General features: G+C 72.1%; 18 protein-coding genes. 12 read left to right on the plus strand and 6 right to left on the minus strand.

The features are described from left to right. Positions 1-6: 6 nt before the first annotated feature. On the plus strand, positions 7-630 hold the full coding sequence (locus tag KDL01_RS14715) for a TetR/AcrR family transcriptional regulator (RefSeq protein ID WP_212529041.1): 624 nt from the start codon (positions 7-9) through the stop codon (positions 628-630). Between the two features lie 34 nt (positions 631-664). On the opposite strand, the gene KDL01_RS14720 is transcribed toward KDL01_RS14715, so the two are convergent. After that, the gene (locus KDL01_RS14720) at positions 665-1,624 is read right to left on the minus strand and encodes an MBL fold metallo-hydrolase (RefSeq protein ID WP_212529042.1); all 960 of its coding nucleotides are present in this window, start codon (positions 1,622-1,624) and stop codon (positions 665-667) included. A 108-nt stretch (positions 1,625-1,732) separates the two neighbouring features. Here KDL01_RS14720 and KDL01_RS14725 point away from each other — a divergent pair, with 108 nt between their 5' ends. From KDL01_RS14725 to KDL01_RS14750, 6 genes are all read left to right on the plus strand, one after another. Beyond that, entirely contained in the window at positions 1,733-2,320 is a 588-nt protein-coding gene (locus tag KDL01_RS14725; protein WP_212529043.1) for a chemotaxis protein CheB, read from the plus strand. A 2-nt stretch (positions 2,321-2,322) separates the two neighbouring features. Then, on the plus strand, positions 2,323-4,179 hold the full coding sequence (locus KDL01_RS14730) for a CheR family methyltransferase (protein ID WP_368861572.1): 1,857 nt from the start codon (positions 2,323-2,325) through the stop codon (positions 4,177-4,179). 64 nt (positions 4,180-4,243) lie between these two features. Beyond that, positions 4,244-5,131 carry an ANTAR domain-containing protein gene (locus KDL01_RS14735; protein WP_212529045.1) on the plus strand — a complete coding sequence of 296 codons (888 nt, stop codon included), beginning with the start codon at positions 4,244-4,246 and terminating at the stop codon, positions 5,129-5,131. 275 nt (positions 5,132-5,406) lie between these two features. After that, on the plus strand, positions 5,407-6,135 hold the full coding sequence (locus KDL01_RS14740; RefSeq protein WP_212529046.1) for a GAF and ANTAR domain-containing protein: 729 nt from the start codon (positions 5,407-5,409) through the stop codon (positions 6,133-6,135). A gap of 126 nt (positions 6,136-6,261) precedes the next feature. Further along, positions 6,262-7,503 (plus strand): putative hexosyltransferase, encoded by a 1,242-nt coding sequence (locus tag KDL01_RS14745; RefSeq protein WP_212529047.1) that lies wholly within the window; start codon positions 6,262-6,264, stop codon positions 7,501-7,503. Between the two features lie 33 nt (positions 7,504-7,536). Beyond that, positions 7,537-8,172: a carboxymuconolactone decarboxylase family protein gene (locus KDL01_RS14750; protein WP_212529048.1), complete on the plus strand. Its 636-nt coding sequence runs from the start codon at positions 7,537-7,539 to the stop codon at positions 8,170-8,172. 71 nt (positions 8,173-8,243) lie between these two features. On the opposite strand, the gene KDL01_RS14755 is transcribed toward KDL01_RS14750, so the two are convergent. The 4 genes from KDL01_RS14755 to KDL01_RS14770 all read right to left on the minus strand — a co-directional run bounded on the left by KDL01_RS14755 (position 8,244) and on the right by KDL01_RS14770 (position 11,381). Continuing rightward, a complete protein-coding gene (locus tag KDL01_RS14755; RefSeq protein WP_212529049.1) occupies positions 8,244-9,884 on the minus strand; it encodes a carbohydrate binding domain-containing protein in 1,641 nt (546 codons plus the stop codon). 457 nt (positions 9,885-10,341) lie between these two features. Further along, a complete protein-coding gene (locus KDL01_RS14760) occupies positions 10,342-10,872 on the minus strand; it encodes a hypothetical protein (RefSeq protein ID WP_212529050.1) in 531 nt (176 codons plus the stop codon). A 48-nt stretch (positions 10,873-10,920) separates the two neighbouring features. Beyond that, positions 10,921-11,145 (minus strand): hypothetical protein, encoded by a 225-nt coding sequence (locus KDL01_RS14765; protein WP_212529051.1) that lies wholly within the window; start codon positions 11,143-11,145, stop codon positions 10,921-10,923. 2 nt (positions 11,146-11,147) lie between these two features. Continuing rightward, complete coding sequence (locus tag KDL01_RS14770; RefSeq protein ID WP_212529052.1) at positions 11,148-11,381, minus strand: hypothetical protein; 234 nt, start codon at positions 11,379-11,381, stop codon at positions 11,148-11,150. A gap of 244 nt (positions 11,382-11,625) precedes the next feature. On the opposite strand from KDL01_RS14770, the gene KDL01_RS14775 reads away from it, so the two are divergent. From KDL01_RS14775 to lanKC (KDL01_RS14795), 5 genes are all read left to right on the plus strand, one after another. Beyond that, on the plus strand, positions 11,626-12,336 hold the full coding sequence (locus KDL01_RS14775; RefSeq protein ID WP_307846337.1) for a hypothetical protein: 711 nt from the start codon (positions 11,626-11,628) through the stop codon (positions 12,334-12,336). Between the two features lie 203 nt (positions 12,337-12,539). Continuing rightward, positions 12,540-12,686 (plus strand): hypothetical protein, encoded by a 147-nt coding sequence (locus KDL01_RS14780; RefSeq protein WP_212529054.1) that lies wholly within the window; start codon positions 12,540-12,542, stop codon positions 12,684-12,686. A gap of 80 nt (positions 12,687-12,766) precedes the next feature. Then, the gene (locus tag KDL01_RS14785) at positions 12,767-14,041 is read left to right on the plus strand and encodes an MFS transporter (protein ID WP_212529055.1); all 1,275 of its coding nucleotides are present in this window, start codon (positions 12,767-12,769) and stop codon (positions 14,039-14,041) included. A gap of 13 nt (positions 14,042-14,054) precedes the next feature. Further along, positions 14,055-16,586 carry a class III lanthionine synthetase LanKC gene (gene lanKC / locus KDL01_RS14790; RefSeq protein WP_212529056.1) on the plus strand — a complete coding sequence of 844 codons (2,532 nt, stop codon included), beginning with the start codon at positions 14,055-14,057 and terminating at the stop codon, positions 16,584-16,586. A gap of 47 nt (positions 16,587-16,633) precedes the next feature. After that, positions 16,634-19,204, plus strand: a complete 2,571-nt coding sequence (gene lanKC / locus KDL01_RS14795) for a class III lanthionine synthetase LanKC (RefSeq protein ID WP_212529057.1) — start codon at positions 16,634-16,636, stop codon at positions 19,202-19,204. Positions 19,205-19,470: 266 nt separating this feature from the next. Here lanKC (KDL01_RS14795) and KDL01_RS14800 read toward each other — a convergent pair. After that, on the minus strand, positions 19,471-21,257 hold a 1,787-nt coding region (locus tag KDL01_RS14800; protein WP_212529058.1), incomplete at its 5' end, for an AfsR/SARP family transcriptional regulator.

The raw sequence follows: 21,257 nt of genomic DNA on the forward strand, positions 1-21,257 counted from the left end.
TGCGCCATGACCGCACGGGCCGCCGCCGCACTGGAGACCAGGGAGGCGCTGCTGGACGCGGGCCTGGAAGTCGCCCAGGAGCACGGGCTGTCCGGGATGAGCGTGAACCGGGTGGTGGCCGCCGCGGGCGTGGCCAAGGGCACCTTCTACGTGCACTTCGCCGACCGGGACGCGTTCGTCAACGCCCTGCATCAGCGCTACACCGAACAGTCCGCCGCCGCGGTCGTCGCGGTCATGCGCGGGCACGCACCGGGGTGGCGCCGGCTGCGCCAGATGATCGAGGCCTACTTCGAGTCGTCCCTGCGGTACCGCGGCGTCAAGGCACTGGCTTTGGAGGCGCGCAACACGCCGGGAGTGGCCGCGAAGGTGGACGCGCGCAACGCGGCCTTCGTGGGGGTGGCCGAGCCCGACCTGAAGGCGATGGGCTGGGCGGACCCGAACCCCGCCGCACGCCTGGTGGTGGCGATGGCGGGGGAGCTGATGATGGCGGAGATGACCGCGGGCGCGCGCGACGAGGCCGGGCGCGCCGCGCTCTGGACGACGCTGGAGCGGATGGATCTGGGACGGACGGACCTGCCCGACTCGGAAACCGGCTCGGAAACCGCCTCGGAGACCGGCTCCGAAGCTTAGGCCGAGCGGGCAGGTTGTCGCGTGTGCCGCCGCGTCAGACGCGGGCGCCGAAGCGCTTGCGCAGGTTGAACCCGATCAGCTTGGCCGCCTGCCCCAGCACCGGTCCGATGCGCTGGCCGCCGTTCCAGATGATGTAGTCGTCGTGCCGGTACACGCCCGGCTTGTCGGCGGCGTGGGCCGCGTCCCGAATCTCGGCCAGCCGGGCCACCGGCAGCCGCAGCGGCACCTCTTCGGGCTGGTACCGGCAGCCCGCCGGGTACTCCCGGCCGGGGGTGCGGCTCATCTCGATGTGGCAGCCGAGCACGCGGGTGACCGGCCGAACCGCGGCGAACTCCACCAGGCGGTCCAGGCTGTCGAGGAACGCCGGGTAGTCCGGGGCGTAGAGCCGGGCCGGCATCACCGTGTCGCCGGTGAGCAGGAACCCGGTCCACGGGTCGTACACCGCGACGGACGCCGGGTGGTGCCCGGGGATCCCGGTCAGCTCGAGCACCCGGCCGCCGAGGTCGAAGGTGACGACCTTGCCCGGCCACTCGTCGCCGAACCCGAAGAACTTGCGCACCGAGTCCGCGTCGTGGCCGACCACCACGGTCTCAGGCCGGTCGGCGAACTGCGGGTCACCGTTGCGGTGATCGGTGTGGCCGTGTGTGTGCGCGACGACGAGCCGGTAGTCCGCCCGCGGATGCGCCCGCAGCCACTGCGCGACCAGCTCGTCGACGGTGCGGCGCAGCGGGAAGCGCTCCCGGTCCGCGCTGGTGCCGGTGTCGATCAGGATCGCCCGGTCGTTGCCGAACAGCAGGTAGATGAAGGGCGCCTCGAAGGTGATCGCCTTGCTCTGCCGGAGAATATAGGTGTGCTCGTCACTGCGGTGCAGCTGGATCTCCGGATCCGCGCACTGTTTCAGCGAGCGCGCTCCGTGGATCCACGCGGGTTCCTCCGCGCCGTCCACCGGAGCGCCGTCGGTGAAGTCGATGAGTGTGTCAGGGGTTGTCGCCACGCCATGATGCTACGGAGCCCGGGGGGCACCGTTCCACCGCGGCGGCGATCACGTTCCAGTCGTCGCGCCGCGCACGATCTGCGGTGCCGTTCCGCTAGCCTCGAACCCGTGCAGGCGGACAAGCGGTACGCGGTGGTCGCCGTCGCGTCCTCGGCCGGCGGTATCACAGCGCTGGGGGCGGTGCTCGGCGGGCTGCCGGCGGGGTTCGCGGTGCCGGTGCTGATCGTTCAGCACCTTGATCCGCGGCACGATACCGTCCTCGCGCACGTGCTGGCCCGCAGGGCGCGGCTGCCGGTGAAGCTTGCCGAGGCGGGGGAGCTGGCCCGGCCGGGCACCGTGTACGTCGCGCCGCCCAATCGGCATCTGGTGGTGGGGGCGGCGGGGCTGCTGGCGTTGGCGGACAGTGAGCCGGTGCATTTCGTGCGTCCGTCGGCGGACGTGCTGTTCGAGTCGGTGGCCGGCGTCTACGGCGCGCGGGCGATCGCGTGCGTGTTGAGCGGTACCGGCAAGGACGGGGCGCGGGGGGTGAGCGCGGTCAAGGCGCGCGGCGGGACCGTCCTCGCGCAGGATCCGGAGTCGGCGGATTTCCCCGGCATGCCGCAGGCCGCGGTCGCGACCGGTATGGTCGACCTCGTGCTTCCCCTGGACGAGATCGCGCCGGCCGTCGTCCGGCTGGTCACGCCGGCGGCCCGGTGACCGTGAACGGCGCCCCGCCCGAGCTCGAGCCCGGCGGCGATCTCGAGGAACTGCTGGTCTTCATCCGGGAGACGCGCGGCTTCGACTTCACCGGCTACAAGCGCTCCACGCTGGCCCGGCGGATCCGCAAGCGGATGGCCGACGCCCGGATCGCCGACTACGCGGACTACCGGGACCGGCTCGAGGCCGACGCCGAGGAGTTCGAGGCGCTGTTCAACACGATCCTGATCAACGTCACCGGCTTCACCCGGGACGCCGAGGCCTGGGCCTACCTCCAGCGCGAGGTGCTGCCCGAGCTGATCGCGGCCCGCGAGGCGCAGGAGGAGATCCGGGTGTGGAGCGCCGGGTGCTCCAGCGGCCAGGAGCCCTACTCCCTGGCGATCCTGTTCGCCGAGGTCCTCGGCATCGAGGAGTGCGCCCGGCGGGTCAAGATCTACGGCACGGACGTGGACGAGGAGGGGCTGCGCGAGGCGCGCGCCGGCCTGTACTCGGCCAAGGCGCTCGAACCGCTCGCCCCGGAGCTGCGGGCCCGGTACTTCGAGCCGCACGGCGCGCAGTTCGTGTTCCGGGCCGACCTGCGCCGCCGGGTGATCTTCGGCCGCCACGACATCACCAGGGACGCGCCGATCTCGCGGCTCGACCTCCTCGTCTGCCGCAATACCTTGATGTACTTCAACTCCGAGGCCCAGGCGCGGATCGTGGACCGGTTCCACTTCGCCCTGCGCGAGGGCGGCCATCTGTTCCTGGGCAAGGCGGAGATGCTGCTGTCCGACGGCGAGCGCTTCGAGGTCGCCAACATGCGCCAGCGGATCTTCCGGCGCCGGCCCGGCGAGTCGGCGGCGCCCTACAATCCGGCGCCGCTGCGGATGGACGCCACCAGCGGCGCCGAGGTCCGCGAGGCCGGGCGCCGCCGCCAGCTGCGCGACCTGACGCTGGAGACCTCCCCGAACGCCACCGTCGCCGTCGACCCGGACGGCGCGGTCGTGCTGATCAACGCCGCGGCCCGGCTCCAGTTCGGCCTCACCACCTACGACCTGAACCGGCCGTTCCGGGACCTGGAGATCTCCTACCGGCCGATCGAGCTGCGTTCGCTGATCGAGCAGGCCGAGAGCGAGCGCCACGCCGTGCGGGTCGCCGCCGCCGAACGGATGCGGCACGACGGCGAGACCCAGTTCCTCGACATCGTCATCCAGCCGATGGCCGCCGCCGACGGCCGTCCGGCCGGGGTCGCCCTGACGTTCGTGGACACCACGGTTGCCACGCGGCTGAACAACGAGCTCACCCGCACGCGAGGCAAGTTGGAGTCGGCCTACGACGCGTTGCAGTCCACGAACGAGGAGTTGGAGACCACCAACGAGGAGCTCCAGTCCAGCATCGAGGAGCTGGAGACCACGAACGAGGAGCTCCAGTCCACGAACGAGGAGTTGGAGACCACCAACGAGGAGCTCCAGTCCGGCAACGAGGAGCTGGAGACCATGAACGAGGAGATGCGGATCCGCTCCGGGGAACTGGACGAGGCCCGCAGGTTCCTCGAGGGCGTGCTCTCCAGCATCGCGGCCGGCGTGGTCGTGCTGGACGCCGATCTGCGCGTGCACAGTTGGAACCGGGGCGCGGAGGAGCTGTGGGGGCTGCGCGCCGGCGAGGTGCATCTGCGGCCGTTCTTCACCCTGGATTTCGGCCTGCCGACCGACGAGGTGCGCCGAGTCGTCGCGGACTGCCAGACCAGCGGGGCCCGGTCCGGGCCGGTGGAGATCGCCGCCGTCAACCGGATCGGCCGGTCCATCGTGTGCTCGATCGCCTGTTCCCCGATGGACGGCGGCGGTGTCGTGCTGCTGATGGAGGGGACCGGCGGGCCCTGACACGGCGCCCGAATCTTGCGCGATACGCGGGCGCCGGACGGTGATCGCGGCGTATCCTGCGGATATGCCCCCCCTGTCGTCCGAACCTGGCCGGGAAATCGACCAGGCGCTGCTGAACGCTGCGGTCGAGCGCCGCCGCGCCGAGCGCGCCGCCGAGATCGCCGCCCGGCACGAGGAACGGATGGCGGCGGCGGCCGAGGGGATGCGGGCCTTCCACGGCCGGATGGCGAGCACGCACCGCCACGTCGAGCAGCAGCACCGGACCGCGGCCCGGATCCACACCGTGCACGCCGAGCGGCTGCGCCGTTGGTCCCGAGGTCCGATCGACGCGAAGGAGCAGCCCGGGCTGGTGCAGGCCGTCGCTGAGACGCTCGGCGCGTCGGGCGCCGCGCTCACCCTGTTCGAGCCCGAGACCCTCATGGCCGCGTCGAGCCCGGCCAGCAGGACCGCCCAGTGCCTGGAGTTCGCCCTCGGCCAAGGGCCGGCCCGTGCATCGGTCGAGCTGTGCGGACCGGTCATCGCCGCCGGTCCGCAGATGGCGATCGCCTGGCCGATCTACGGTCCCGCGGTGGAGCGGCTCGGCATCCGCGCGGTCGCGGCGGTCCCGGTCGTCGCGGCCGGTGCCTCCCTCGGCGCCCTCACCGTCTTCGATCCGCCGCGGGCACACGGCCCGGACCTGGAGGCGTTCGAGGCGGCCGCGGGCACGCTGGCCGTGTCGTTGCTCTCGTCATGGTCCGCGTCCGAGGCCGACGGGCCCTCAGGTCGGCCGCCGCTCGTCGACCAGGGCGACCTGTGGGTGGTGCTGAACCAGGCCGTCGGCATGGTCTCGGTGCAGTGCGGATCCAGCACCGCGGACGCGCTCGCCCTGATCAAGGCACACGCCTTCGCCGAGGACCGGTCGGTGGACGAGGTCGCCGCCGCGATCGTGGACCGTACGCTGCGGCTGGGCTGACCGGCTGACAGGGCTGGCGAGAATCGGCGAGCCCTGCGATACATGTCGCAGTCTACTGAGATTATTTTGGACGGCGGATTATCGGCGTGTGCCTGTGTGGCTTGAGCCGAGAGCGATAGGGTGAGAGTGCCGCGCCAGATCTCGGGCGGCGCGGGCATCCGTACGTGATCGTGTACGTTCCCTGTGTCTGTTCGGGCTTTTCCCGGGTGTCAGAGCCGACATCCCGACCCCTCGGCGTCGCCCGGGGGCGATATCCATCGCGGAGGCACGGGCAGATGACCGGAGAGCAGCAGCTGATCGAGGTACTCGTCGAGGCTGCCGAGGCCCTGGTCGACGGCTTCGATGTGATCGATTACCTGCACACCGTCTCCGAACGCTGCGTGGATCTGCTGCCGGTGGAGGCCGCCGGGGTGATGCTGGTCGACGAGCGCCACCGGTTGCGGCCCGCCGCGGCTTTCGGCGAGAGCGCCCGCCTGTCGGAGCTGTTGGAGCTTCAGGCCGACGCCGGGCCCTGCCTCCAGGTGTTCCGGACCGGCGCACCGGTGGTCAGCGCAGAGCTCGAAGCCGACACCGGGCACCTGCTCGGATTCGTCGAGGAAGTCGGGTTCGCCGAGGAGGCCCGGATCGCCGGGTTCGCCTCCGTACACGCCCTGCCGCTGCGTCTGCGTGTCTCGGTCATCGGCGCTCTCGCCCTCTTCAGCTCACGCCCGGGCCCGCTCAGCGACTCCGACTTCCGGGCCGGCCGGGCACTCGCGAACGTGGCCACGATCGGGATTCTCGCCCAGCGCGACACGCACCAGCCCGAACTGCTCGCCGCCCGGCTCCAGCAGGCCCTCGCCAGCCGGGTGATGATCGAGCAGGCCAAGGGCGTTGTGGCCGAACGCCTCGGGATCACGGTGGACGAGGCGTTCGCGCAGCTGCGCCTGCGCGCGCGGGACCACGAGCTCCACCTGTCCGATCTCGCCCGGGACGTCGTCCGGTCGTCCGGACTGCCTGACGCATAGTCGGCGGTTCGGTTCGGTTCGTGACGCGGGCGCGAGACACGACCGGTGCCCGCCGCGTGGTCACGTTCGGTCATGCCGTCGATACAGTAGGCTTCTGATCACGACTCGGGAGACGGGCAGCCACTGATGTTCGATGGTGACCAGGCCACCGTCACCGCCGGGCCCTGGAGCGACGGGTCGACGCGGGGACGGCTCACGCGTCTGCCGCGCGTGTTCGCGCTCGGCGGCGACGTGCGGCGCGCGCTTGTACTGACCCTCGTCTGGGAGATCGTCGGCGAGGTCGTCGGCTGGGCGGCGTCGTCCCTGATCCTGCCGGACAAGGCCGACCTCAACGCGACCCTCGCGCGGCACATGTTCCCCGGTCAGCACCTGAGCCACTTCGAGTCGATCTGGGTCCGCTGGGACGGGAACTGGTACGGGCTGCTGGGCACTGCGGGCTACGGCTCGCACGTGTCCAACCTGGACGCGTTCTTCCCGGCGTATCCACTGCTCATCCACGTCGGCGGGGTCCTGCTCGGCGGCCGGTACCTGGTGGCCGCGATCCTGATCAACAGGCTGCTGCTGTTCCCGACCGTGGTGCTGTTCATGAAGCTGGTGGCGCGGGACGAGCCGGGCGACGGCCGGGAGACCGAGCTCGCGCCGCTGATGATCCTGCTGATCCCCGGTGCCGTGTTCTTCCTCGGAGCGCTGACCGAGACGCTGTTCGTCTTCGCCTGCCTCGCCGCGATGCTGGCGATGCGCCGGGAGCGTTGGCTGGCGGCCGCGGCCGCGTGTGCGCTGGCCACCGGCACGCGGCTGCCCGGCGTGGTGCTCGTCGGAACGCTCGCCCTCGAGCTGCTGCTGCGCCGCGAGTGGCTCAAGGCGGTGTACTGCTCGGCCATCGGCATGCTCGGCCTCGGGCTGTTCGCGCTGTACACGCTGGTGACGCAGCACGACCTGCTCGCGTTCAAGCACGCGTATCAATACGGCTCCTGGAACGACCAGACCTTCACCCTGAACGTGCTGCGCGGGCCGTTGCGCTACGCCCACGAGTTGGTCCACTATCCTCCGACGCACGGCTACGGCGGCATCGTCACGCTGCGGTACCTGGTGGCGCTGTTGGCGGTCGTGGTGCTGGCGGCGCTGTGTTTTCGGCGGCTGAGCTGGCCGCTGCGGTTCTTCGTCGTGGGCACCGCGCTGATCCCGCTGCTGTCCGGATCGATGTTCTCGTATTACCGGTACGCGATGATCCCGCTGCTGCCGATGATGGTGCTCGCGACCCGCTGGCTCTCCACGCGGCCGGTGTGGCGCGACTCGGCGGTACTCGCCCTCGCCGGTGTGGCGATCTTCGACATCATGGCGTTCACCAGCGGGCACTGGGTCAGTTAGGCCATATCTCTACGACTGGAGAGCCGGGCAAGGATGACATCCGATTCCCCGCGAGGTCCGGTACCGCCGCACAGTTCCCGACCGGAGCCCGCCCGTCCGCTCGGCGGACGGCTGCCGCTGGCCGATCCGGCGACGCTCGCCCCCGCCCAGCGCGAGCTCTACGACCGGCTGATCGGTTCGTGGGTGGTGTTCACCGACAAGCTGGGCATCCGGTCGACGACCGAGGACGGCCGCTTGATCGGCCCGTTCAACGCGCTCCTGCTGCATCCCGAGGTGGCCGCGAAACTGTTGGAGTTCCAGGCCGCCGAGTCGACGAACACCAGCCTCTCGCCGAGTGTGCGCGAAGTGGTGATCATCGTGCTCGGCTCCGTGTACGGCGCGGACTACGAGCTGTACGCGCACACGTCCGTGGCGCGGACCGTCGGACTGGCCGAGGAATATGTCCTCGCACTGCGCGGCGGAGACATCCTGGAGGGCCTGGGCGAGCACGAGCAGCTCGCCGCACGGCTCACCCGTGCACTGGCGACGCGTCACCACATCGACGACGAGCTGTATCAGGAAGCCGAGTCGGCTTTCGGGGCGAAGGGCCTGTTCGACATCGCCGCCGTGATGGGCGTCTACCACACGGTGTGCACCATGCTCACCCTGTTCGAGGTGCCGGCGCCGTAGTGCCCGGGCCGATCAGAGCCCTGCCCGCTCCGCGACACTCGCTCGCGCGCGAACAGGGCCCTGACGGGGGCTCAGCCTCCCGCGGTGATCGGGATGGTGCTCGCGCCGGCGCCGCCGGTGACGGAGTTGGAGGCGTAGACGACGTTCGGGTCGGCCGAGCAGGCGGACTGGTCGGTGACGTCGAAGCCGTAGCCGGTCGCGCTGCCGAGGTTGAAGGTGTTGTGCGCGAACACGTTGCCGCAGCCGAAGCCGGTGTAGAGCTGCTCCACCAGGATCCCCTGCTCGTAGGCGTCGATGCCGGTGTTGCCGGTCACCGTGTAGCCGTTGCCCTTGACGTCGACCCAGGCGACGGCCGAGTTGGCGCCGGCCTCACCGGTGGCGTTGAAGGAGTTGTTCTCGATCGTGCCGCCGGTGGTGCCCTCCTTGACGTCGATGTTCTCGGCGGTGATGCCGGGGCCGAGAGTGTTGCCCTCGATCACGTCGTCGTTCGAGGTGTCCGGCTGGCCGCCGCTGTAGGTGCCCCAGTTGCTCTGCGCGCTGCCGATGTAGATGCCCTCGCCGTATCCGGCCTGGTACTGCCCGGTGTCGGTCACGGTGTTGTTCTCGACCAGGTCGTCGCTGCTGAAGGCGCGCAGGTGGATGCCCTCGTCGCCGATGTCGGTGACGTGCAGGCCGTTGATCACGTCGTGGTCGGCGCCGTCGAGCACCACGCCCTTCTGCGCCGTGGTGACGCTGAAGCCGGACAGCACCCAGTAGCTCGCCTCGAGGTGCACCGCGTAGCCGCTGTCGACGTTGTAGCCGGAGAGGATCGCGGTGGACGGGCCGGTCAGCGTGATCGGCGCGGCGGAGGTGCCGCTGACGGTGGGGCTGAACTCGCCGGTGTAGGTGCCGGCGGCGAGCTGGATGGTTTCGCCCGGGACTGCCTTGTTGAGGGCCGAGGACAGCTGACTGGCCGTCGCGACCTGCACGACGGTGCCGGTGGAGGTGGAGGTCGCGGTGGGGGACGCGGATGCTGATGCCGAAGCGGAGGCGGAGGCGGAGGGTGACGCCGAGGCCGAGGCCGAGGCGGACGGTGACGCGGAGACCGAAGCCGAAGCCGACGCCGAAGCCGACGGTGTCGCGCTGGCGGAGGACGAGCCGCCGGCCGCGGTGAGGCTGAAGTCGTCGGCGTCGTAGGTGCCTTCGCCGTACCAGCCGTGTACGTATACGGATACCGAGGTGGTCGAGGCGCCGGTGGTGAAGGTGGTGGACAGCTGGGTCCAGCCGCTCGCGGCCGGGATCCAGGAGTCGGAGTAGCCGGTGGCGCCGAGGTAGACGTAGTCGCCCTCGACGTACGCGGTCAGGGTGTACTGGGTGTTCGGCTGCACCGTGACGGTCTGCGCGCACTGGGCGTCATCGGAGGACGTGGCCGCTCCGGACAGGGCGTAGGAGCCCGCGTGCACCGGCGAGCCGACCACCGAGCCGGTGCCGGCGTCGCAGCTCCACGGCGTGAGGGTGCCGGTTTCCAGGCCCGGATTGGTCAGCAGGTTGGTGGCGGCGTCGGCCGTGGGGGCCAGGACCAGGGCTCCGGCGGCGAATCCGGCCGTGAGCGCGGCCGCGGCCAGCGTGGCGGTCAGCGCGGAGCGGCGGGTCGGCGCGGTGCGGGCGGCGGTGGTCCGGGGTGCGTCCGGCGCGCGGTCGGCGCGGCGGCGGATCCGGGGGCGGTGGTTCACGGCGGGCTCCCTCCATGGCCGCGGCCGCTTCGGCGGGCGCGCGGATGCGGAGGGCGGCCGGGGGCGAGCCCGGCTCCGCGTCCGCGTGCGCGGTGGGCTCGCGGACGCGGCGACGCGAGTCCTGCCGGCGGCGCGGCGTGGCTCGGCCAGACGCGGCGTGGCTCGGCCACGCGGACGGCAGGCCGAGTGGTCCGCCCACCGCGCCGGGCAGGACTCCTGACGATGTCGCAGCCACGATGCGCCATCGGCCGACGCCCCGTCAAGGGGTCTAGACCATTTCCCCGAACTCCGGCTAGGCCGTGTCTTCGAACCAGCGTCGGATCAGGCCGCGGCGTCTGACGCGTGCGCTCGCAAGGCGCCGGGCCGTGCGCATACTCGGTCGTCTGTAAGCGGTCCGGCAACGCCGCGAGCGTGCGTGGCAGGCGTCGCGGCCCCGGCGATGGTTCGAAGACACGGCCTAGGGCGTGCGATCCACGCCCAGCCAGCGGCCGCTGGTCAGGATCTCCATGAAGAAGGCTTCGAACAGCCGCAGCGCCGCGGCCGCCGTCGTCGCGGTACGGAACGACGACGCCGTGCCCTCACACCGTTCTCGGGCCGCGAGGGTGGCCGCCCGCTGGGCCAGCCGGTAGCCGTCCGCGCTGGGGAACACCCAGGAGGCGGGCAGCACCGTGGGGTCCGGCGCGTGCGTCGGCACCAGGCCGCGGGTGAGCAGCAGGCTCGCCACGAGCTGCTCCGCCAGGCTCGGCGTGCGGCGCGGGTCGCGGTCGAACTCACGGCACACGGTGTTCCAGTCGCGCACGAAGCGGGATCTGTCGCGCACGGTCAGCGGCAGGACGCGCAGTTCGTCCACCGCCGTGACGGGACTCGGCAGGCCGGCCGGCCTCGGTCCGGGGCCGCGCAGCCGGTACCAGTCGATGTCGGTGTTCCGGGTGAGATCGGCGAACTCCCGGTCGAAGCGCCTGTCGCGTAGGAGGCGTGTTCGGCTCATCGCATCGCAGTACCCGATGAAACGATGGATCATGCGCGGCGTGCGGAGTCAACGTGCTCGGTACCGCGCGAGGGCGAGCAGGTCGACGCGGCGGACGAGTTGCGAGGAGACGAGCGCGCGGGCCCCGTGCTCCGCGACGAGTTCCGAGGCGCGCCGCAGCAGGCCGCGCCGGTCGAGAACGGGGACCACCTGCTCCAGGGCGTGCGGGGCGGGGGCGGGAAGTTCGTCCCGGCAGGCCTGGAGCAGGTCGCGTCGCGTCCGGCTCGCGGACACGGTCAGCCCGCGGCGTCCACGGAGTCGGCTTCGGGTGCGTCCTCGCCCGGCAGAGTGTTGAGGGCGACGGCCATCGTGTTCAAGGCCACGGCGATCGTGGCGTGGGCTAGGGCGAGCGCGGTGTGTTCCTGCAGCGCGGTGGTCCCGAACCCGGCCACGTGGGCGTTCGCCAGGTGTTCCCTGGCTTCGTCGATGTGCTCTTTGGAGGTCATCTCGCGCGGGTCGACGGCAGGCATCAGGGCGTTCTCCTCGGTTGCGCGGCGGGAACCGCGGCGATCACGTACGCACGGGTGACCGGGTTCGCCCGTCCCATGCGCCGCGACGGCTATGATCATCATGCCGGTGACGGTCTGACGTGGGCCCGGTGGCGTCGACCGGTTGCGATCAGAAAGGCTCTCCGTGCGTCCGTTTCTCCGCGCCGCGTCGGCTCTCGCCGTGGTCGGTGCCTTGACCTCGGGATGCGCGGCAGCCGATCGCACGGTGCGCAGTGCCGACGAGTCCGAGTCCTCGATCTCGCCCGCGACCGCGGTCTCCTCCGCCTCGTCTGCGCCCTCGTCCTCACCCTCCGCCTCGCCCTCGTCCACCGACAGCACGGCGCCGGCGTCCGGGCCGCTGCCGGATCTGGGGCCTGCGACACTCGCAGAGATCCCGGCGGACAGCGACCAGGTCGTCGAGGTGGTCGGGGCGGGCGTGAACTCGCCGGACTCGACTCTGGTGCTCTATCAGCGGACCGCGTCCGGCTGGCAGGCCGGGGCGCAGTGGGCTGCGCACAACGCGCTGCACGGCTGGACCGAGCACAAGCAGCAGGGCGACCTGCGCAGCCCGATCGGCGTGTTCGGGCTGACCGACGCCGGGGGTTTCGACCCGAACCCGGGCTCCAAGCTGCCGTACTACCGCTCGGACGACTTCGTCATAGGCGGCCGCGGCTTCGAGGGCGAGTCGCTGGCGGGTTCCTTCGACTACGTCATAGCGATCAACTACAACCGGAAGGCCGGCGTCTCCCCGCTCGACGACACCTACCCGCTGGGCTGGGAGCGGGGCACCGGCGTGTGGATCCACGTCGACCACGGCGGGCCGACGCACGGGTGCGTGAGCATTCCCAAGCAGGACATCGTCACGCTGCGCGGCCTGCTCGATCCGTCCCTGCATCCGGTGATCGTCATGGGGGACGCCGCCGATCTGGCGCGCTGAACAAGCCGCGCGCCTCGCGTCCCGCTCCACGACATCCCGCTCCACGCCTCATCACCCGCGTTGACCTGGCCCTAGCCGCCGGGTGAGTCGGCACTCAACCATTGCTGAACCGCGGCCGCCCAGTCTGGGCATCGCCGGTCGGGCCGTGTCCAGGCCCGGCGCCGACCGGCAGCCATCCGCAACGGATCAGCGAAGGAGAGACCATGGTCGAGAACGAGATCGTGATCGGCGTCGAGGCGTCCGCCTCGGTTCTGGACATCCAGGGCCTGACGCCTGAGGCGCCGCTCAAGAGCGTCTGCGTCAGCCTGCTCAGCGTCATCGAGGGCACCGGCGGCGGCGGGGGCAAGTAGCCCGCGGCTCGGGGGCGGCCCGCGCACAGGCCGCCCCCGCACGCTCCGATCCGCCCGCCGAGGAGCCGAGGAGGCAGGAATTGTCAGGGGACGCGCAGGACTCCGAGGGCGCCGCGAGCGGCCCCCTCCCACGGCTCGAGCACATCAGGGACTTCCGTCTGCTGTGGGTGGGCGGCCTGCTGGCCGGGCTCGGCGCGCAGATGTCGATACTCGCGCTGCCGCTGCTGGTGCTGCGGCGGACGGGATCCGCGGTCGAGGCGGGCATGGTCGGCAGCGTGGCGCTGATCGCCCTCCTGGCCGGGATGCTGCCCGGCGGGGCGCTGGCCGACGTGGTCGAGCGTCGCAGGCTGCTGCTGCTCTGCTCGTTCGGCAGCATGCTGGCCGCCGGGGCCCTCGCCCTGTCCGTCTTCCTGGGCGCGGCGCAACTGCCGCTGGTCCTGCTGGTGGCGGCGTTCGGCGCGGTGATCAACAGTGTGGACGGCCCGGCCGCGCTCGGCCTGCTGCGGGCCGTGATCCCGCCGGAGCTGTTCGGCGCCGCGGCTTCGCGGATGCAGGCCAGGGCCGCCGCGGCCCGGGTGATCGGCCCTCTGCTCGGCGGCGCGCTGTTCGCGCTGGATCCGGCGCTGCCCTTCACGGGTGAGGCCGTGTGCCTGCTGCTCTCGATCGCCTGCCTGGCCCTGGTCAGGACGCGCTCCGCGCCGAGCCCGGGTGGCGCCGCGTTCTCCAGGACCTCGCTGCTGGCCGGCTTCGCGTTTCTGTGGGACCGGCCCTACCTGCGCACGGTCCTGCTGGTCTTCGGCCTCGGGATGAACGCCGCGTTCGGTGCCCTGATGTTCGTGGTGGTGGCCGTGGCCTCGCACCGCGGCGGGTCCGGTCTCGACGGCGGCACCGTGGTCTCGCTCACCGCCGTCGGCTCGCTCACCGGGTCGCTGCTCGCGCCGCGGGTGCCGGACCGGCTGCGGCCGGGAACGCGTATCAGCTGCGTGTCCTGGGCGTGCGCGCTGCTCGCCGCGCTGCTGCCGATCAGCCGCAATCCCCTCTACAGCGGCGGGTTGTGCGCACTGTGCGTCGCGGTCGCGAGCGTGGCCGGGATCAGTTTCCTGACGACGCTGGTGACGGTCACGCCCGACGACCTGATCGGGCGGGTCCAGAGCGCGGCGGGTCTGCTCTCTTCGCTGGTCCAGCCTCTGGCGCCGCTGGCCGGCGGCGCGTTGCTGACCGCGTGGGGCGATGCGGCCACGTACCGCGTGCTGGCCGTGGTGTTCGTGGTCTGCGCGGTCGTCCTGGCGACGGCCCCGTCCGTACGCGGCGCGCCCGCTGCCGTGCGCGGCCGCCGGCTTCCGGCCACCGGCTGACAGGAGAGGCATCATGTCGGATCAGCACCAGGCTCTTCTCTACGCGGTGGCGGACCACCGCTACTTCGAGACCCCGAGCCGTCTGGCGGACGACGGCGAGCGCTACCCGTGGGCGGACGGTCCGATTCCGCCGGGCTGGATCCGGGCCGATCAGGGCCTGTGGACGAGCCTCAGGCCGGCCGGGGCCGAGCCGGTCGAACAGGGATGGAAGATCCACCTTTCGGCGACGCCGCACACGGCCGGGCTCACGCTCGAGCGCGCCGGCGCCGTGCTGCTCAAGCGCGGGGTGCCGTTCAAGTTCCTGCGCAGCCGACGCGCGGTGGAACTGTTCTCCGGCAAGCAGATGCACCGGGCCGCGAGCGGCAAGTTCCTCGCCGCCTATCCGCCCGACGAGACCTGGCTGCCCGAGTTGCTCGACGCGCTGGTGGCCGCCGTCGACGGGCTGCCGGGTCCGTACATCCTCAGCGATCTGCGGATCGGCGGCGGACCGGTGCACGTGCGGTACGGCGCCTTCGTGGAGCTGTGGTGCGAGGACGCGGACGGCGTGGCGGTACCTGCGCTGCGTGATCCGAGCGGCCGGCTCGTCCCGGACGCGCGCGGCGCGGTGTACCGCACGCCGCAGTGGGTGAACCCGCCCCCGGAACTCGAGCCGCATCTGCTCGCGCGGACGCGGGCCCGCGACGACGACTTCCCGTACGCGGTGCGCAAGGCGCTGCACTTCTCCAACGCGGGCGGCATCTACCTGGCCGATCATCGGGTGACCGGGCGTCAGGTGGTGCTGCGGGAGGCGCGGCCCTTCGCCGGTCTCGACGGGCTCGGCGACGCCCTGGAACGGCTGCACCGCGAATACCGCACCCTGCTGACGCTGCGCGGGCTGGACTGCGTGCCCGAGGTCCACGGTCTGCACACGGTGTGGGAGCACACCTACCTCGTCGAGGAGTACATCGAGGGGCGCACGCTGCTGGAGGAGATGGTCGAGCGCCACCCCGTGGCGGGCCGGGACTGCGGTCCCGAAGCGCTGCGCTCGTACGCGCGCTGGGCCGAGTCGGTGGCCGCGAGCCTGCGCCGCGCCCTGGACGCGATCCACGGACGCGGGGTGTGCTTCCGCGACGTGCACCCGTCCAACATCATCGTGCGCCCGGACGGTTCGGTGGCGCTCGTCGACTTCGAATATGCGAGCACGATCGACGACCCGGACCTGGCGCGGGTCGGCGCCCGCGGGTTCCGGGCCCCGGCTGGAGCGACCGGCGTCGAGGCGGACGCGTACGGGGTGTGGGCGACCTCGCTCGCCATGCTGATGCCGATCACGGAGATGATCGAGTTCGCGCCGGAGAAGGCGGCGGTGCTCGAAGCGGCTGCCGCGGAGCGCTTCGGCCTGGCCGGCGCGGGGTGGCCGCGCCGACCCGACGTCGGAGCGGCAGTGACGCCCGACGCCGCCGAGGTGCCCGACCCGGTCGACGACTGGCCCGCCCTGCGCGAGCTGCTGATCGTGGGTATCCACGCGTGTGCGACCCCTGATCGGGAGGACCGGCTCTTCCCGGCCGACTGGGCCGTGTTCGAGCAGGGCGGCCACACCGTCGCGCACGGTGCCGCAGGCGTGCTCCTCGCCCTGGCCCGGACCGGCGCACCGGTCCCCGCGCACTACCTCGACTGGCTGGTGGCGGCATGTCGGCGGGCTCGGACCGGAATACCGCGCGGCCTGTACGACGGGCTGTACGGCTCGGCCCTCGTGCTCGACGAACTCGGGCGGCGACAGGAGGCGCGCGAAACGCTCGACCGGGCCGGTGCGGCCGGCTTCGCGCCGCACGCCGGCATCCACAGCGGCCAGGCCGGCGCCGCGCTGGCGTACTGCCACTTCGCCGAGAGCGCGCAGGACTCGGCGCTTCTGGACGAGGCCGTGCGCGTGGGCGAGCGCCTGGACGCCCTCGCGCGCGGTGAGACGCCGGACGGTGCTGGTCGCCTGATCGCCCCGACCCGCGCCGGACTTCTGCTCGGCTTCAGCGGCGCGGCCGTGCTGCACCTGCGACTGCACGACCTCACCGGCGAGCGCCGATGGCTCCTCGCGGCGCGGCGGGCTCTGGCTCACGACGTCGAACACTGCGTCGTCATGCCCGACGGCACGGTCATGGTCCGGCAGGGCCACCGGCACCTGCCGTATCTGGACGAGGGAAGCTGCGGCATCGCGCTCGTCGCCCGCGACTACCTCGACCGGGCCGAGGATCCGTCCCTCGCCGCGCTCATCGATCGCGTCCGCCCTCTGGCTGCCGGCGATTTCGTGCGCGAGCCGGGTCTGTTGCGCGGCCGGGCCGGCCTGGTCGCGGCGCTGGCCGTACTCGGGCCGGAGGGCTGCGAACAGGAGATGGCACGTTCCGTGCGCGCCCTGTCCTGGCACGCGGTGCGCCATCGCGGGGGAGTGCTGTTTCCCGGCTACGGCCTGCAGAAACTCTCGGCCGACCTGGCCAGCGGCTCGGCGGGCGTGCTGCTCGCGCTGCACACGGTCTTCGACGGCAAGGGCGAGCGGGCCGGTCTCCTGCCCGCGATCTGAGCCCGGCTGTTCCGCCATCGCCATCAGCCCCCTGAAGGAGGGACTCCATGTTCGACGCACTCGACGCAGCGCTCGCCGACGGCGAGTACTACGCGCCGTTCTCCACGGTGCGCGATCCCGGTACGCGCTTCGCTCCCGAGGCGGTGGCGGACGGCTGGCAGGGCAGCGGCCACGACATCTGGACGGTGTGGACGCACCCTGATATCTCTCTGGCCGAGCAGGGCTGGAAGATCCACGTCTCGGCGCGGTTCGCCCGGGCCCAGCAGGTGCTCGACACGGTGGCGCAGGCGTGCTTCGCCGAGCGGGTGCCGTTCAAGCACCTCGCCTCGACGCGCTTCTTCCTCTTCCTGCACCACAAGCACGCGCCGCGGCAGCAGGCGGGCAAGTTCTGCGCCGTCTACCCGCCCGACCTCGCCACCGCGCGTCGAGTCCTGGACCGCTTGGCGGACGCGCTCGCGGGCGAGGAGGGGGCGTACGTGCTCACCGATCGGCGCTACCGGGACTCCCGGACCGTCCACTACCGGTACGGCGCGTTCGGCAGCCGCAGCAGGCTGCTGCCCGACGGCACCCGGGAGCCGCTGCTGCGCGCCGGCGACGGTCACGACGTCGTGGACCGGCGCCTGCCCGCGTTCGTGCTGCCTCCGGGAGTCGCAGACCCCTTCGTCGAGCAGGAGACGCCAGTCCATCATGGCCAGATCATCGTGGGCGGATACGAGATCCTCGAGGTACTGCAGAACAGCAACGCCGGGGGCGCCTACCGGGCCCGGGACGCGCGCGGCGGGAGGACGGTCTTCCTCAAGGAGGCCAGGGCGCACAACGGCTACACGGCGGACGGCGTCAGCGCCCGGGAACGGCTGCGCGGCGAGTACGGCGTCCTGACCGTGCTGCACGAGTCCGCGCCCGGGCTGGGCCCCGAGCCGCTGGGATATTTCGATGAGTGGGAACACGAGTTCCTCGTCACCGAATACCTCGAGGGCACCCCGCTGCGCAGCTGGATCGGGCACAACTCCCCGCTGATCAGAGCCGACTGGGCGCAGCGGGACGTCACCGGGTACTTCGACGCCTGCCGCCGCGTTCTGGGCAGCCTGGACGACGCGCTCGGCAGCCTGCACGCCCTCGGGTACCGCTTCGGGGACCTGAGCCCCGGCAACGCCATCGTCACCGCCGACGGCGCGGCCCGGCTGGTGGACTTCGAGACCGTCACGCCGCTCACCGAACCCGTCGCGCCGGTCGGGACTCCCGGATTCGTCCCGCCGGCCGAGATGCTGGCCGAACTCCTGGCCGACGGCGCGGATCCGGCGCTGCCCGATCACTACGCCCTCGGCGCCGTGGCGCTGTCCATGTTCGCCAACCTGCACTCCGTCGCCGAGCGCGCGCCCGGCAATCTCAAGCTGCTGCGGCGCGACCTGGCCGCCACCGTCGCTCCGCCCGTCGACCTCTGGGCCCGCGCGACCGCCTTCTACCCAATCGGTTCCGGCGACGCTGCGACACCCGAGGACGTGGACGCCGACCCGCTCGGCGCTCTGTCCCGGATGGCGCGGCTCGCGGCGGCGGGACTGGTGGCGATGGCCGAACCCACCCGGCAGGAGTGGGTCTTCCCGCCGCCGCCCGCGGCCTTCGGCACCAACACGGTGTGCCTGGGCTACGGCACCGCAGGGGTCGTCTACGCTCTGCTGCGGGCCGGCGTACCGATCCCGGACGCAGTGGACAAGCGGTTGCGCCGCGATGCCATGACCGCGCGCGGGCAACTGCCGCCCGGGCTCGACGCCGGCCTGGCGGGCATCGCCCGGGTGCTGGCCCGGCTGGGACATCTGGACGAGGCGCTCGACCTGGCACTACTCGCCGATGAGCATCGGCTCACCGTTGTGCGCGCGACGCTCGCTGGGGGCAGCGCCGGCGTGGGCCTCACGTGGCTGGACCTGTACCGCCGCACCGGCGACGACGACTGCCTTGATCTGGCCGTCGCGCATGGCGAATGGATTGCGAAGCTCGCCGATCCGGTCCCGTTTCTCGGTCGCGACGACGCGCGCGGCCTGTTCCACGGCCGCTCCGGGCTCGCGCTCTTCCTGCACCGCCTGTTCGAGGCCACCGGCGAGACCGGCTTCCTTGAGGCCGGGTGCCGCCTGCTGCATGAGGAGCTCGACCGGGCGATGGCGCTGGACGACGGTGCGCTCTCGTTCTCCGACGACGCCGTGAGCCGACGGGCCATGCCCTACTTCAGCGTGGGCTCCGCGGGCGTCGGCATCGTCCTGACCCGCTACGTCCACACGCAGCAGGCAGCGGATGAGCGCTTCGCCGCCGCGCTGCCGCTGATCGTCGCCGACACGTACAAGACCTGTGCGATGGAGGGCGGGCTCTACACCGGACTCGCCGGGATGGCCTGGTTCCTCGCGGAGCACGCCGAGCTGACCGCAGACGCCGACGACCGCGCCCGCGCCGTCACGGTCGCCACCGGACTGCTCAAGTACGCGGTGCCGCACAAGAGCCGGCCGGACGCGGTGCGCTTCCTCGGCACCGGCTCCCTGCGCTTCAGCGCGGATCTCTCCAGCGGGTCGGCCGGGGTGCTCCTCGCGGTCCGCCGGATCCTGGACGGCCCGGCGGACGACCTGTTCGGCTGAGCCCTGCTCGCTCACCCGAGCAGAAAGCACGCACCACCACCGACACCACCGAGGAAGGACACGACCATGGCACAGCTTCTCGCCCTGCAGCAGATCGAGGCCAAGCGGGACGACATCCCCGTCATCTGCTTCAGCGTCTGGGGCAGCACGAGCCACACTAGCTCGGCTCTGTGATCCTGAAAGCACTGTGATCCTGAAGTACCGTGACCCGCCGCGGCCTGCCGGATCGCTCCGACAGGCCGCGGAGCGGTCTCTCCGCCCGCGTCCTACCCGCGGGCCGCGGTCGATCGTGCGTAGAGATGGGTGAGGTAGGGCAGCGAGTACGTCGCGGAGCGGTCCGCCGGCTCCGCGCCGGTCGGGGGCGAGACCAACGCGCCCTTCTCGATCATCGATTCGAGCTCGATGCAGAGCCGGTCCGGCGCGATTCCGGTCAGCGCGGCGGCGTCGGTCGCGGCGAACCTGGCCGAGGGCTCGAGCCGGGCTAGGGAGAGCAGCACGGCCGCGTGCGAGGGCCTCAGGTCCCGCCATCCGCGGGCCGCCTGCGCGCGTACCTGGAGGTCGCCGACCTCCAGATGGTCCAACACCGTGTCAGGTTCGGCGAGCCGCGCGGCGTACTCGGCCAGCCGCAGGTGCGGGAGGACGACGAGTTTGAGCCCGGCTGCCCGGATCGCCAGCGGAATCCCGCCGCAGGAGGCGACGATGCGTTCGGCGGAGGCGGGATCGGACCGCACCCGGCCGGGGCCGGCGACCGTGGTGAGGAAGTCGAGGGCCTCGTCGGCGGGCAGCGGCGTTACCTGGATGCGTCGGGTCGGGGACAGTCCGGCCAGTTGGCCGCGCGCGGTGACGAGCGCCGAGCTGCGGCCGCCCGGGAAGAGCGTGCGGACCGTCGCTTCGTCGGGTGCGTCGTCGAGGATCAGCAGGACACGACGGCCGGCGGACCACGTACGCCAGCGTGCTGCCTCCCGCTCGGGGTCGGCGCAGGACCGTTCCGGCTCGTCGGTGTACGCCAGCAGTTCGGCGACGGTCGATGTCAGCGGCCTGGCCGAGCCGTCGCGCTCGCGAAGCCGGACGATGACCATTCCGTCGGGGAACTCGGAGCCGAGTCGGCGGGCCGCGCGCAGGGCGAGCGCGGTCTTGCCGGCGCCGGGTTGGCCCACGAGCAGCGTGAGGGAGCCGCTGTGGGACACGGCCTCCGACAGTTCGGCCACGATGTCCGCGCGTCCGGTGAACTCCTCGGTCTCCGCGGGCAGCCGTACGCCGGGGACGCGGCGATGGGCGCGCATGCGATCGCGTCCGTTCTCGTCCGCCAGGATGGCCCGGTATGCGGCCTCGAATGCCGGGCTGGGCGAGATGCCGAGCTCGCGGGCGAGGAGTTTGCGCAATTCGTCGTAGGCGGCGAGCGCCTCGGCGCGGCGCCCGGCGCGGTGCAGGGCGGTCATATGAGCGGACCGCAACCGCTCCCGCAGCGGGTGTCGCTCGATCAGATCCTGCGTGGCCTCGGCGACCTCCTCGGCCGGCCCCGCTTCCAACGCGGCCTCGGCCCAGTCCTCGCACGCGGCCAGGTGACGCAGCTCGAGCCGGTCGGCCTCGGCGCGCAGGGAATCCGAGGCGGCGAGCTCGCCCAGCGGCGAACCGACCCGCAGATCCTTCGCCTGGCGCAGGATCCGCGCGGCCCGCTCGGCGTTCCCGCCGACGGCCGCGTCGTGGCCCTGCCGGGCCAGCGCCGCGAGGCGCAGGGAGTCGAGTTCGTGCTCGGCCACCCGCAGCCGGTAGCCGCCGGGTTGCAGCACGAGCCGGTCCTCGGCGCCGGCCTCGGCGAGCACCCGGCGGATCCCGAAGACGTACAGCTGGAGGTTCTTGCGCGCCGTGCGGGGAGCGTCCTTCTCCCACACGGCCTCGGTCAGCGCGTCGAGCGAGACCGCGTTCCCGGCCCGGCACAGCAGCATCGCGAGCACCCGGCGCTGCTTGAGCGGCCCGAGGGCCAGCTCCCGGTCGCCGGCCCAGGCCCGGACCGGACCCAGGACGCAGAACCGCAGGGCGGGGGAGGTGGGCG

Source organism: Actinospica durhamensis (genome assembly GCF_018139695.1).
In the GTDB taxonomy this organism is placed as follows: Bacteria; Actinomycetota; Actinomycetes; order Streptomycetales; family Catenulisporaceae; genus Actinospica; species Actinospica durhamensis.

Bases quoted from the DNA above. Each gene is read 5' to 3' on its own strand.
- KDL01_RS14735 (WP_212529045.1), top strand. From the start codon at position 4,244: ATGCCCCCCCTGTCGTCCGAACCTGGCCGGGAAATCGACCAGGCGCTG.
- KDL01_RS14760 (WP_212529050.1), bottom strand. From the start codon at position 10,872: ATGAGCCGAACACGCCTCCTACGCGACAGGCGCTTCGACCGGGAGTTC.
- KDL01_RS14740 (WP_212529046.1), top strand. From the start codon at position 5,407: ATGACCGGAGAGCAGCAGCTGATCGAGGTACTCGTCGAGGCTGCCGAG.
- KDL01_RS14745 (WP_212529047.1), top strand. From the start codon at position 6,262: ATGTTCGATGGTGACCAGGCCACCGTCACCGCCGGGCCCTGGAGCGAC.
- lanKC (WP_212529056.1), top strand. From the start codon at position 14,055: ATGTCGGATCAGCACCAGGCTCTTCTCTACGCGGTGGCGGACCACCGC.
- KDL01_RS14780 (WP_212529054.1), top strand. From the start codon at position 12,540: ATGGTCGAGAACGAGATCGTGATCGGCGTCGAGGCGTCCGCCTCGGTT.
- KDL01_RS14715 (WP_212529041.1), top strand. From the start codon at position 7: ATGACCGCACGGGCCGCCGCCGCACTGGAGACCAGGGAGGCGCTGCTG.
- lanKC (WP_212529057.1), top strand. From the start codon at position 16,634: ATGTTCGACGCACTCGACGCAGCGCTCGCCGACGGCGAGTACTACGCG.
- KDL01_RS14750 (WP_212529048.1), top strand. From the start codon at position 7,537: ATGACATCCGATTCCCCGCGAGGTCCGGTACCGCCGCACAGTTCCCGA.
- KDL01_RS14770 (WP_212529052.1), bottom strand. From the start codon at position 11,381: ATGCCTGCCGTCGACCCGCGCGAGATGACCTCCAAAGAGCACATCGAC.